Raw genomic sequence first — 13761 nt, 5'->3', positions numbered from 1 at the left:
AATAAAAAAAATATTTTTTTTGGGGTAACAAAGTAAAAGGTAAATGTATTTGTTTATATATAACTTTAAAAAAACATTTATCATGAAAAAATTAAAATTCATTCTTACGAGTATCATCTTTACAGCTTTGCTTTTAGTGAGCTGTGACACAAACGATGATGTATACATTCCTGAAGAAAATTCGAATACAACCATTAATTATGACTTTGGAACATCAGTTTCAAGAGATTTTATGGGACAAATTGTAGATGAAAATAATAATCCAATACAAAGTGTTTCGGTTAGTATTGGCTCATTACAAGCACAAACTGATGCAAATGGTATTTTTATTATAAAGAATGCTACGGTTAAATCTAAATTTGCCTATATAAAAGCCACAAAATCAGGTTATCTGATGGGTTCAAGAACTATTGTTCCTACTTCTGGAGTAAACCAAGTAAAAATGATGTTACTTAGTGCTACTGTTGTAGGAACTGTTAATTCTGGGGCTAATGAAAATGTAACTTTAGCTAATGGAACAAAAATTAATTTTGATGGTAATTTTAAGAAAGAAGATGGTACAGCTTATTCAGGAGCAGTAAGTGTTGTCTTGCATCATTTAGATCCATCTGATACAGATTTAGAAGTAAAAATGCCAGGTTCTTTATTAGCTTCAGATACTAATGGACAAGCTAAAGTTTTAGAAACTTTTGGTATGATTAATGTAGAATTACATGGTTCTGGTGGCGAAAAATTACAGTTATCTGGTACAGCATCTATAGAAATGCCTATCGATCCAGCACAAGCATCTTCATCACCAAGTATTATTCCATTATGGCATTTTGATGAAGAAGCGGGTTATTGGGTTGAAGAAGGTTCAGCAACTAAATTAGGCAGTAAATACATTGGTACTGTATCTCATTTTTCATGGTGGAATTGCGATGCACAATTCCCAACAGTTAATTTATGTTTAACGGTTGTAAATCCAAATGGAGAACCAATAGCAAACGTTCATGTAGAGTTAGTTCCTAATAATCAAACCTACCCAAGAACTGGTATAAGTGATAATAATGGTGAAATTTGTGGTTTAATTCCTGCGAATGAAACATTAACTATGAATGTGTTAGACAATTGTGGAAATGTAATTAACACCTCACAAATTGGTCCTTTTTCTTCAAATACTGTATTGCCAAATATTATCTTAACTGCTGGTATGGTACAACAAACAAGTGTAGAGGGTACATTAATACAATGTAATAATGCAGCAGTAACTGATGGTTATGTTTTATTACATTATGGTAATCAAACATTAGTAGCAGACGTTACTAATGGTAGCTTCAGTTTTAATACATTAGTATGTAGCAGTAATGATACCTTTACATTAGAAGCATATGATTATACTAATTTACAAACTTCAGGAGAAATAGCTTATACATTTACAACTCCTGTAACTAATATTGGTAACCTTATCGCTTGTACAGCAGTAAATGAATATATTACCTATCAAATTGATAACGACCCTGTGGTATATCTAATTGGTTCTATTAGTGCTGGTTATTCTCCAAATGGATTAAGCATAAGTATTCAAGGTAATGGAACGACAACTGGAGGGTTTTATTTGTGGGGTAACAATAATGTACCTGGTATTTACACGACGAGTACGTATCAAATAGAAGGTGGCGACTTTAATTATATTGGTCAGCAGACAACAAATACCGTTTCTTTTAATTTAAGTAATTTTGGAACAGTAGGTACTTACATTGATATGACTTTTAGTGGTACATATGAAGATTCTACTACTAATGTAACACATAGTATAACTGGTGTTATTCATGTTATTAGAGATAATTAATTGTTTAAAAAAGAAAAAGAAAAAAAAATCCCGAAGCAATTCGGGATTTTGTATTTAAAAAACGTTCTTTAAATCTTCTTTTATGTAACGTATTGCAATGGTACTAGGCGCTTCATTTTCAGTTAATTCAATAAGAATGGCTTCTCTTAACTTTTCAGCATTAGCTACGTCTTCCGATATAGATTTTTGACGAATCATTTGTATGGTAGAATTTTTAGCTTTATTAATTACGTCCCAAGTTGCAGCCGTCGTATAAATTTGCTGAGTTAAATTGTGTTCAAATTCGGTTTGTATGGTATGAATTAATAGAGTGGCATAATCATTTTTGTCGGTATTAGGAGGACTAACACGTAATAATAATTGAGCTGGAGTAATTCGTTCCAATAATAATACTAAGCGTTCATATGCCTGTAAACGAATTGGTAAAGCTTGTTTTTGATTTTCTTTTAATAATTCAAATCGTCTTCTGTTTTCTTCACTTTTAAAAAAAGAATAAAATAAGAAATAAGCTATACCACCTGTAATTAAAGCGGGTAAGGTATAAAAAGCTAATTCGATAAGTTTTGTACTGTTCATAGTGTTTAGGAGCTAATCTATTATTTACTATTGCTAAGGAAATTATTTGATTAAAAGCTTAGCATTACCTGTATTAATGGAACAAAATAAAACTAAACTTTCCCAAATTCCAAATATTAATTAAAATTCAATTGCAACAGGAATAAAAAATAGCAATACTGAATAAATTGATTGTGAAAACGAATAGAATTGATTTTTTCTGAAATTGAGTATTGCAGTTGATTATTGTATTGGAAAAACTTATTTTTGTAGATTCGTAAAACTATAAAAAATATCGTGATACAAAATATAATTTCCCAATTAAACGAAGCGCAACAAGCCCCTGTTTTGCAAAAAGATGGACCAATGATTGTAATTGCGGGTGCTGGATCAGGTAAAACTAGGGTATTAACCGTAAGGATTGCAAATTTAATGAGTCAAGGAGTAGATGCGTTTAATATTTTAGCACTAACATTTACCAATAAAGCAGCACGTGAAATGAAAAAACGTATTGCCGATATTGTAGGAAATAATGAGGCTAAAAACCTTTGGATGGGAACATTCCATTCTGTGTTTGCTAAAATTCTTAGAATAGAATCGGAAAAATTAGGCTATCCTTCTAATTTTACGATATATGATACGCAAGATTCAGTACGTTTGATAGGTTCTATTATCAAAGAAATGCAACTGGATAAAGACATTTATAAACCAAAGCAAATTTTAGGAAGAATCTCATCGTATAAAAATTCTTTAATTACTGTTAAGGCTTATTTTAATAATCCCGAACTGCAAGAAGCTGATGCAATGAGCAAAAAGCCTAGAATGGGTGAAATTTATCAACAGTATGTAGAGCGTTGTTTTAAATCAGGAGCCATGGATTTTGATGATTTATTACTCAAAACAAATGAATTATTAAATCGTTTTCCCGATGTTTTAGCAAAATACCAAGATCGTTTTCGATATATTCTAGTAGATGAGTATCAAGATACCAATCATTCTCAATATCTTATTGTTAGAGCCTTATCAGATCGATTTCAGAATATATGTGTAGTAGGAGATGATGCGCAAAGTATTTATGCTTTCCGAGGAGCTAATATTAATAACATTCTGAATTTCCAAAAAGATTATGATAATGTACGGATGTATCGATTGGAACAAAATTACCGTTCTTCTAAAAACATTGTTGAAGCGGCAAATAATGTTATTGATAAAAATAAAACAAAACTAGATAAAGTAGTTTGGACAGCAAATGATGATGGACCAAAGATTAAAGTGCATCGTAGTGTAACAGATAGTGAAGAAGGGCGTTTTGTAGCTTCTACTATTTTCGAACAAAAAATGCAAAATCAATTATTGAATAGTCATTTTTCTGTTTTATATCGTACCAACGCCCAGTCACGGTCTATAGAAGATGCTTTACGCAAAAGAGACATTCCATATCGTATTTACGGCGGTTTATCTTTTTACCAAAGAAAAGAAATTAAAGATGTGTTGGCTTATCTTAGATTAGTTATAAATCCGAAAGATGAAGAAGCTTTAGTGCGTGTAATTAATTATCCAGCCAGAGGAATTGGAAATTCTACAGTTGAGAAGCTAACCGTAGCAGCGAACCATTTTAAACGCTCTATATTTGAAGTAATGGAGCATATTGATAAAATTGACCTAAAGTTAAATGCTGGAACAAGAACAAAATTGCAAGATTTTGTTACAATGATTAAGAGTTTTCAAGTTATTAATGAAAATCAGGATGCATTCTATTTAACTGAGCATGTTACCAAAAAAACAGGTTTAGTTCAAGAATTAAAAAAAGATGGCACACCTGAAGGAATTACAAGAATTGAAAATATTGAAGAATTATTAAATGGTATAAAAGATTTTACAGAAGGTCAAAAAGAAATTGATGGAGCAAGAGGTGCTTTAGCAGAATTTCTAGAAGATGTTGCTTTAGCTACCGATTTAGATAAAGATACAGGAGATGATGATCGTGTGGCTTTAATGACGATACATTTGGCTAAAGGACTCGAATTTCCACATGTATTTATTGTAGGGTTGGAGGAAGATTTGTTTCCAAGTGCAATGAGTTTGAACACTCGAAGTGAATTAGAAGAAGAAAGACGCTTATTTTATGTTGCTTTAACCAGAGCTGAACATCAAGCCTATTTAACGTATGCCCAATCTCGTTATCGATGGGGGAAATTAGTTGATAGTGAACCTTCTCGGTTTATTGAAGAAATTGATGATTCCTATTTAGAGTACCTAAATCCAGTAGATCATGGTGGATATCGTTACAAACCTATGATGGACGTCGATATTTTTGGAGACATAGATAAATCAAAATTAAGATTAACCAAACCAGTTTCAAGTAAACCGCCAGTTCATTTAAATACAGAATCAAATCAGAAACAAAGCATTCGAAAATTAAAACCAGTTTCAGGAATAAAAACACAAGGCAATGCCAATTTATTTGATACAAATTTAGTAGTTGGAAATATCGTTATGCATGAACGATTTGGTAAGGGACAAATTATGAGTATTGAAGGAGTAGGAGCAGACAAAAAAGCTGAAATAAAATTTGATGTAGGCGGATTGAAAAAATTATTATTAAAGTTTGCCAAATTAGAAGTTATTGGATAATTTCTGAAAACTATAAACATAAAGCATAAACAAACAAACATGGCCGAATTTATTAAAATCTACGAAGACAAACCTAGTGAAGCTGCAATTAAAAAAGTAGTCAACATATTGCAAAATGGAGGATTAGTAATATATCCTACTGATACTGTTTATGGATTAGGTTGTGATATTACTAATTCTAGAGCATTGGAACGCATTGCTAAGATTAAAGGTATCAAATTAGAGAAAGCTAATTTCTCTTTTGTATGTAGTGATTTAAGTAATATTTCCGATTATATAAAGCAAATCGATACAGCTACATTTAAAATCTTAAAAAGAGCACTACCAGGACCTTATACTTTTATTTTACCAGGTAATAATGAGCTGCCTAAAGAATTTCGTAAGAAAAAAACAGTAGGTATTCGTGTTCCAGATAATAATATTGCGTTACAAATTGTAAAAACATTAGGTAATCCTATTGTATCAACGTCTATTAGAGATGAGGACGAAGTATTAGAATATTCTACTGATCCAGAATTAATTTTTGAAAAATGGCAACACAAAGTTGATGCTGTAATTGATGGTGGTTATGGTGATAATGTAGCGTCAACCATTATAGATTTATCAGGTTATGAACCAGAAGTTATTAGAGAAGGAAAAGGGAGTTTAGATATCTTATAACCATGAAAACTGTCATTTTATTTTTTTTAGTTGCAGTTAATACTATTTGTTCACAAGTTACAATTGAGGGTTTTGTTATAGATAATAATCAATTGCCTTTATTAGGTGCATCTGTTTACATTGATGGAACAACTATAGGTACAACAACAGATGATAAGGGGTATTTTATACTTACAGTACCAAGTACAATAAATTCGGTAATTGTAATTAGTTATTTTGGATTTATTACGCAATATATACCTATTGAATCCACTCAAAAAAAACTAAATATTATTTTATCGGAAGAAGTAAAAGCATTAAAAGAAATTGTTGTACAACAAAGTCCGTTTTCAAGAAAACAGATGCTTCAATTTTTTAGAGAACAATTTTTAGGAACTAATAAAGCAGGTTCTAATTGCGTTATTGAAAATGAAGAGGAGATTTATTTTGATTATGATAGTAAAAACTTTGTTTTTAAGGCATACTCAGACAAACCTTTATTAATAACAAATAACTATTTAAGTTATAAAATTAATTATCAGTTAGTAGATTTTCAATGTAAATTCTATAAGATAAGTTTAAAGACATCAGATATGCTGAGTTCGTTGTATGCTGGAACTTCATTTTTTACAGCAATTGAAAATGAGAAGAAGTTTTTAAAAAGAAGAGTCGCTTCTTATCAAGGTTCATCGTTACATTTTTTTAGGAATTTGGTAGCAAAAAAATGGGGAAAAGACGAATTTGTATTATTTGAAGGAAGTTTTATCACTAATCCAGACGAGCATTTTGTAATTTCTAAAGATAAAAATAATGCTTTCTATAGAGTAGATGTTACTAAACAAAATAAAAGTCTTACTAAAAAAGGGTTTGTGGCTGAATTTAGTATTCTATATGATAATAAAGAACAATCAAAAATAAGTTTCTTTACGGATACTTTTTTTGTAGATAGATTTGGTCTATTTTCAAATTATAACGCCATTTACTTTTCTGGTGATATTACCAAAAGAAAAATAGGGGATTTATTACCTTCTGATTATGGTTTATAAAAAAAACTTCTCAATTGTTTGAGAAGCTTTTTTATACTATATTTAATAAAATTATTTTCCTAATAATCTTTTCTTTAAGGTTCTATCTACACATCGATCTTCTAACCAGATACCAAATAACGCTTTTCTAAAATCTAACCCTTCAATTTCTCCAGTTAGTTTATCATTTATAAAAACATAGGTTTTAACATCTTCTTTAGAATATACAAATTCTAGATATCCTTTTTCTGTAACGTTTTCGAAGAAAGACATAAATTTATGCATTCTCTCTCTAAGAGGTTCAATTTCACTTTGATATGATTTTTCAATCCCTTCTTCAATTGCTTTAATTAGTTTTTCTCTAGTTACCAAAGAAGAAGTTACATATAATCTTGTAGCTATAGTTTCATCAGAGTCTAAAATCTTTTTTGGATCATCAGATTTTTCAGTTAGATATAATGCTTGAACATATAAATTAATCCACATTTTATCTCTAATTCCATAACCGTTAAGAACTAATTTAGTCTTACCACCAGAATCTCTTACTTTAATGTGTTTCTTAATTTTGATTCCGTCAACATCTAATTCATCTTGAGAAAAAGATGAATAGCTCACAAGAAAAGCTAATAACAAAATAATTTTTTTCATAAATTTCAAAATTTGGGATTACAAAACTAATTAATTAATAATAAAGATAACATTTTTTTAATTAAAAAAATAATTTTTCTTAACATGTTAGTTACAAAATTGATGCCAAAAAAAAAGCATGATAAAACTTACCATGCTTTTTTCAATACTTTTGATGTTTTTATTTTTTATCTCCGCTTAAATTTTTCATTTCTTTTTCAATCATATCATAAAATTGATCGATTTTTGGTAAAATGATGATTTTTGTTCTTCTATTTTTTGCACGATTATCTGGAGTATCATTTTCTACCAATGGAATATAGAAACTTCTACCTGCTGGTATTAATTGTTTTGGATCAACACCTAAATCATTTTGTAAAACTCTTACAATTGATGTAGCTCTCTTAACTGATAAATCCCAGTTGTCTAATAATACAGCATTTTTAATTGGCACATTATCAGTATGTCCTTCAACCATACATTCAAAATCGGGCTTACTGTTAATTACTTTAGCTACTTTAGCTAGAACAGATTTAGCTCCAGGACTTACTTCATAGCTTCCAGATTTGAATAAAAGATTATCAGCAATAGAAATGAAAACCACTCCTTTTTCAACATTTACATTGATATCTGGGTCATTCAAACCAACTTCTTTTTTCAAACTAGTAACTAAAGCTAAAGTTACACTGTCTTTTTTAGACAAAGCATCTTGTAATCTCGATATTTTTAAATCTTTCTCTTTTAAGCTTTCTAAAGATTTTTCTAAATTTTCTGCTCCTTTAGTGGTTAACACAGTTAACTCCTTCGAACTGTTAATTAAATCAGCATTATTCTTTTTCAAATAATCTAACTGATCACCCATGGCAGCTTTTTCAGTCAAACAATTATTTAATTTAACTGTTGCAGTATTTAACAGATCTTGGATTTCTTTGTTTTTATTCTCCAGTTCTGTAAATTTCTTTTTCGATACACACGACGAAAGTGTTAGCATTAATACGGTAGCAACTACTGTTATTTTTTTCATAATTTCAATTATTTTTGTACAAAATTAATCACAATTTTGTGTAATATTAAAATAAATATAGCTAAACTATTGTTAAAATAATTTGCTGAAAAAGTGTTGTTTTTTAATAAAAAAACGGATTACTATAGAAGATATTGCATAATAATCGCTCTTATTTTTGGTTTTTCTTTTTTTATAATTATGTTTTAGATGGCTATAAAAATGAAAATGAGCACGTAAGATAGATACAAAATGTTTGAGTTTGCCTTTGCATAAAAATTGTATCCCAGCTATTCCATCTAAAACTAATCTTAAAAATAGAATTGAGAATAATTTATTTTGGGGCAAATTCTTGGTAAGCATAAAGAGAGAATTCCTAAAATTTAAATAGGTTTTTTTCGGGTTTGTTGCAGCTAAAGTCGCTCCACCTACATGATAAACTACTGATTGAGGTGTATATTTTACAATGTAACCTGTGTTAAAAGCCCTCCAACACAAATCAATTTCTTCTTGATGAGCAAAAAAATCTTCATCAAAACCCTTTAATTCTTGATACACTTTATTTCTAATAAAAAAACAAGCACCAGATGCCCAAAAAATATTTCTTTCTGAATCGTATTGTCCTTCGTCTTTTTCTACGCAATCAAAAATACGACCTCTACAAAAAGGATAACCAAATTTATCTATAAAGCCACCAGCTGCACCAGCATATTCAAAATAAGCTTTGTTTTTAAAATCCAAAATTTTAGGCTGAATAATAGCTGTTTCTGGTTCTTCCTCAAATAAATTAGTAATAGGTTGCAACCAGTTTTCTGTTACTTCAATATCACTATTTACTAAGGCTAAATAGGCTTCTTTTATATTTTGCAATCCTTCATTATAGCCTTTAGCAAAGCCATAATTACCTTTGTTTTCAACTATCTGAACATCTGGAAATTCATTTTTTAAAACGGAAATTGAATCATCAATTGAAGCATTATCTACAACATAAATCGTTGCTTCTTCAGAATATTGAAGTACGCTTGGTAAAAATTGTCTCAGTAAATCGACTCCGTTCCAATTTAAGATAACTACGGCTATTTTTTTCATTTATAAAAATTGAAAAATTAAATATTTTAATAATGTTATTAACCCAAAAATGAATGTATAAGTAGGGTTGTTTCTCAGGTTGATTTTTTTGTTTTTATTTGACTTTTTCGTTCAATTATATTATCTATTTCATTCAAAGTTTTGAGGTATTATAATGTGGTAATTCTTTTAGAAAACGATATTTTTCATTTTCAAAATCCATTTGACAAAAATAATGATTTAGTCCATTGGTAACCATTAAATAGCTAGCTTTTAAAACTAAATTATAGCGAGCGATTTGATCAAAAGTGAGCTGGGAAATTGGAACTTCTGGTGCTTTGCATTCAATTAATAAAAAAATAGTTCCATCAGAATTAAAAACAACTATATCATATCGCTTGTTTATGCCGTTTACTTTTACTAATTTTTCTACATTAATATATGATTTTGAATATTTTTTTTCCTGAATTAAATACTGTAAAGTATTTTGACGTACCCATTCTTCTGGTGTGAGTACCACAAATTTTTTTCTAATTTCATCAAAAATAAAGGTTTTATTTTCACTATTTTTGAACCGGAAGGAATACGTTGGGAAATGTAATTGAATCATAGTACAAAATTAGCTAAATAAAATAAAAAGCCAACACTACTTGCATTATAGAATACAACAAAACTATGGATGAAGTCTTACAAATTATAAAAGAAATTAAATCGGGAAATTTTAAACCTATTTATTTCTTCATGGGTGAAGAACCTTATTATATTGATAAATTAACGGAATATATTGAAGATAATGTATTAACGGAAGATGAAAAAGGTTTTAACCAAGTGGTTTTATATGGTAGAGATACTTCTATAGAAGATATTGTATCCAATGCTAAACGCTATCCTATGATGGCGGAAAGACAAGTAGTAGTGGTAAAAGAAGCCCAAGAGTTATCTAGAAATATTGATAAATTAGAAGCGTATGCTGAAAATCCGCAACCTACTACAGTTTTGGTTTTTGCATATAAATACAAAACGTTAGATAAAAGAAAAAAAGTAACCAAACTATTGGGTAAAACAGGCGTTGTTTTCGAAAGTAAAAAATTATACGAAAATCAAGTAGGTGATTGGATTAAAAGAGTATTAGCAGGTCAAAAATATGCTATAGAACCCAAAGCGGCTGCTATGCTAGTAGAATTTTTAGGTACCGATTTATCGAAAATTAGTAATGAACTGGATAAGTTAAAAATTATTCTTCCTCAAGGACATACAATAACCGCAAAAGACATTGAAGAAAATATTGGAATTAGTAAGGATTACAATAATTTCGAACTTCGAAAAGCGATAGGAGAAAAAAATCAATTAAAAGCTTATCAAATTATTGCTTTTTTTTCACAGAACCCAAAAGATAATCCTATTGTGGTAACAACGGGTTTAGTTTTTGGTTTTTTCTCTCAATTATTGCAGTATCATGGTTTAAAAGATAAATCGAAAGCAAATGTAGCTAGAGTTTTAAAGATAAATCCTTTTTTTGTCTCCGATTATGATGTAGCTATTCGTAATTATCCAATGAAAAAAGTAAGCGCAATAGTATCTTCCTTACGTGATATAGACGTAAAAAGTAAAGGAGTAGGGGCAAATTCAATTTCTCAACACGATCTTTTAAAGGAAATGTTAATTAAGATTTTTAATTAGTTATTTAACTTGAAATATTGAAAACTGTGCTTCAGCATTATTAAAAACGACTAAATTACTAGATCTAATTCCAAAATAAATACGATCTCCAGTATTTAGTTTCACTAGTGTTTGTGTATTTCTAACTGGTGGAGAAGTAACACCAATACCTAAAATAGTAACTGATAACGATTCATACGATTCGTCTGCAATAAGAGTGGTAGTTCCACCAGTATATTTAAAAATACCCACACCTAAATTAGATACATTGACTAATGATGTCATTTTTACATATACAGCTACATTATATATACCATTCATGGGAGCAACAAAATATTGATTTGTAGTATTATAATCTGCATTTTCATCAAATTCTAAATTAGGAAATGATATTTGGTTCCATCCACTAATTAAAGTTGTTCCAAGAACTGAAAATCCAGCTCCTCCAAAACCCTTTACAAAAGATTTTTCTGCTTCAACATATTCAATTCGGTTATTTGATGCGTTTAATGTAATAATTTTTTGTAGTGGAGTAGATAACTTTGGAACTGATTCGATTATGGCATCTCCGTTTATATGAAGAGTTGCTTTAGGTTCTGTTTCATTAATACCAACTTGAGCCAAACTTGGTAAATAGCTTAAAAAAAGTGTTGTAAGTAACAGTAAATAATTTCTCATAATAAAAGAATTAAATTAATACTAGGGTAATGGCTAATAACAATAGTTAATTAAAATTCTACTCGAGAAAATTATAGACCGTTTTTACTTATAACTTATAGCATTGGATTCATTAATTATTATAAAGTCGGAACGTCTATTAATAGCATGTTGTTCTTCGGTACATTTAACACCATTTGGACAATTTACTTTTAATCGAGTTTCTCCATATCCTCTAGCATCGACAATTCTGGTAGGAGAAATACCTTTAGATAATAGATAAGTTTGCGTGGCTTTAGCTCTATTGTCTGAAAGTGTTAAATTGTGTAAATCTGAACCTCTAGAATCGGTATGTGATTCAATTTTAATAATAACATTTGGAAATTCATTCATTAAATAATACACTTTATCTAGTTCAATTTCTGCTCTAGCAGTTATGTCATATTTATCTAAGTCAAAATAAATAGGATTAATTTTAACTTTTTCAATATCCCCTTCTTTAACCACTAGATTGTTATAATTTACTAAATAAACAATATTATTTTTCATTTCTTTTAAAGGAGTGCTATCGGTTTTTACGGTTATATTTTTGGAATTATAATCGGGTTTTGAGAAATTTATTACAAATTCAGAATCACATGGTAATTTTAATTCGTAAAAACCAACCGTATCAGTTTGCAAGGTTTGAACGGTATCACCAAAAGCATCAATTACTTTTACATCAGCAAAAGGAATGGGTAATTTAGTGGTTTCATCTAAAACATTACCAGCATATATTTGGTATTTTTCTGGTTTTTGCTTTATAAAATAATAGATGTCGTCATCTCCTTTTCCCATAGCTCTATTTGATGAGAAATAGCCTGTGTTTTCAGTAATATCATAGGTAAAAGAAAAATCATCCATATTACTATTAATGGGCTCACCCAGATTAAGTGGTGTTGAAAAAGTTGCGTTTGGACCTACTTTGGCTTCAAATATATCTAAGCCTCCCATTCCAAAATGGCCATCCGATGAAAAGTATAACGTATTATCTGTAAAATAAGGGAACATTTCTCTTCCAGCAGTATTAACCATTGGACCCGCATTAACAGGAGTGTTTATTGTACCATCTTCAAATATTTCTGCATAATAAATATCAGTACAGCCATAACCACCTGGCATATCAGAAACAAAGAATAGATATTTTCCTTGATCACATAAAGCAGGATGTGCGAAAGAATATTTTTCGTCATTAAATTTTAAAACTTCAGTTTTAATAATATTATCATCTTTTATTACACCTCTTAAAATTTTCATATTAGAACAACCTTCTCTATTTATTTTAATTTTGTTCTTTTTTAAATAATTAGAGGTAAAATATATTTTTTCTAAATCATTTGAAAATGCAACAGTAGCTTCATGATAATTAGAATTTAGATTTTCTAGAAAAGGTTGTACATTGGTTATTTCTCCCGTAGAAAGATTTTTTTCTGCTACATAAGTATTTAAGTAAGGTTGTTCATTCCAAGAATATATCTTCACATTCATTTTAGCGGTGTCTCTGGTAGAATAAAAAATAATTTTATTGGGACCATATTTTACTGCACCAAAGTCGGACATAGGTGTATTGATAGAAAGGTTTTTAACAGTATAAAGTGATTTCTCACTGTTAATACTATCTAAGTTTCTTTTTTGAAAAGCTAATGTTTTTAATTTTTTAGGATTATCGCTGTAATATTCTTTTAATATTTTATTAGCCGTTTCATTATCTCTGTTTGCTTTTAAACATTCTATATATTTTAGAAAGTTAACTTCGGCCATTGTCTTTTGTTGAATTTCATATACTTTATCAAACCACTTCTTAGCGTTTTGATAATCATTAATATAAAAATAACTATTGGCAATTCTAAAAATTGTCTCATGGCTTTTAACGTCTTCTTTTTCAATGACTTTTTGATACGATTCGATTGCCTTTTTATACTGCATTGTATTGTAATAGTTTGTTGCTTTTTCTAAATTAGATTGCGAAAACACACAAAAACTAAATACTAGAACTGAGAATTGGAATATTTTTTTCATAATGT

General features: G+C 29.3%; 12 protein-coding genes. 5 read left to right on the top strand and 7 right to left on the bottom strand.

Annotated features, from left to right (window positions below; translation table 11 throughout):
* The first annotated feature begins 82 nt into the window (after window positions 1-82).
* The gene (locus CX675_RS04020) at window positions 83-1831 is read left to right on the top strand and encodes a hypothetical protein (protein ID WP_165395968.1); all 1749 of its coding nucleotides are present in this window, start codon (window positions 83-85) and stop codon (window positions 1829-1831) included.
* Between the two features lie 54 nt (window positions 1832-1885).
* Here the strand turns inward: CX675_RS04020 and CX675_RS04015 are convergent, their stop codons facing one another.
* Window positions 1886-2407 carry a hypothetical protein gene (locus CX675_RS04015; protein ID WP_130733926.1) on the bottom strand — a complete coding sequence of 174 codons (522 nt, stop codon included), beginning with the start codon at window positions 2405-2407 and terminating at the stop codon, window positions 1886-1888.
* Between the two features lie 279 nt (window positions 2408-2686).
* Here CX675_RS04015 and CX675_RS04010 point away from each other — a divergent pair, with 279 nt between their 5' ends.
* The 3 genes from CX675_RS04010 to CX675_RS04000 are packed head-to-tail and all read left to right on the top strand — an operon-like array spanning window position 2687 to window position 6705.
* On the top strand, window positions 2687-5020 hold the full coding sequence (locus tag CX675_RS04010; protein ID WP_130733976.1) for an ATP-dependent helicase: 2334 nt from the start codon (window positions 2687-2689) through the stop codon (window positions 5018-5020).
* A 39-nt stretch (window positions 5021-5059) separates the two neighbouring features.
* Entirely contained in the window at window positions 5060-5680 is a 621-nt protein-coding gene (locus CX675_RS04005; protein ID WP_130733925.1) for an L-threonylcarbamoyladenylate synthase, read from the top strand.
* A 2-nt stretch (window positions 5681-5682) separates the two neighbouring features.
* Window positions 5683-6705, top strand: coding sequence for a carboxypeptidase-like regulatory domain-containing protein (locus CX675_RS04000; protein WP_130733924.1), 1023 nt, complete (start codon window positions 5683-5685; stop codon window positions 6703-6705).
* A gap of 51 nt (window positions 6706-6756) precedes the next feature.
* Here CX675_RS04000 and CX675_RS03995 read toward each other — a convergent pair whose 3' ends face one another.
* The 4 genes from CX675_RS03995 to CX675_RS03980 all read right to left on the bottom strand — a co-directional run bounded on the left by CX675_RS03995 (window position 6757) and on the right by CX675_RS03980 (window position 9992).
* Complete coding sequence (locus CX675_RS03995; protein ID WP_130733923.1) at window positions 6757-7332, bottom strand: chalcone isomerase family protein; 576 nt, start codon at window positions 7330-7332, stop codon at window positions 6757-6759.
* 160 nt (window positions 7333-7492) lie between these two features.
* The gene (locus tag CX675_RS03990; RefSeq protein ID WP_130733922.1) at window positions 7493-8335 is read right to left on the bottom strand and encodes an OmpA family protein; all 843 of its coding nucleotides are present in this window, start codon (window positions 8333-8335) and stop codon (window positions 7493-7495) included.
* A gap of 72 nt (window positions 8336-8407) precedes the next feature.
* Window positions 8408-9403 (bottom strand): glycosyltransferase family 2 protein, encoded by a 996-nt coding sequence (locus CX675_RS03985; RefSeq protein WP_130733921.1) that lies wholly within the window; start codon window positions 9401-9403, stop codon window positions 8408-8410.
* A 133-nt stretch (window positions 9404-9536) separates the two neighbouring features.
* Window positions 9537-9992 carry a type I restriction enzyme HsdR N-terminal domain-containing protein gene (locus CX675_RS03980; protein ID WP_130733920.1) on the bottom strand — a complete coding sequence of 152 codons (456 nt, stop codon included), beginning with the start codon at window positions 9990-9992 and terminating at the stop codon, window positions 9537-9539.
* Window positions 9993-10057: 65 nt separating this feature from the next.
* Here CX675_RS03980 and holA point away from each other — a divergent pair, with 65 nt between their 5' ends.
* A complete protein-coding gene (holA, locus tag CX675_RS03975) occupies window positions 10058-11062 on the top strand; it encodes a DNA polymerase III subunit delta (RefSeq protein ID WP_130733919.1) in 1005 nt (334 codons plus the stop codon).
* Here holA and CX675_RS03970 read toward each other — a convergent pair whose 3' ends face one another.
* Both CX675_RS03970 and CX675_RS03965 read right to left on the bottom strand, forming a co-directional pair.
* The gene (locus CX675_RS03970) at window positions 11063-11719 is read right to left on the bottom strand and encodes a hypothetical protein (RefSeq protein ID WP_130733918.1); all 657 of its coding nucleotides are present in this window, start codon (window positions 11717-11719) and stop codon (window positions 11063-11065) included. It abuts the gene before it with no gap.
* An 84-nt stretch (window positions 11720-11803) separates the two neighbouring features.
* Entirely contained in the window at window positions 11804-13756 is a 1953-nt protein-coding gene (locus CX675_RS03965) for an OmpA family protein (RefSeq protein ID WP_130733917.1), read from the bottom strand.
* Window positions 13757-13761 lie beyond the last annotated feature (5 nt).

The organism is Flavobacterium sp. J27 (assembly GCF_004303025.1).
Lineage (GTDB): Bacteria > Bacteroidota > Bacteroidia > Flavobacteriales > Flavobacteriaceae > Flavobacterium.
This window is presented reverse-complemented; position numbering and strand designations above follow the sequence as displayed.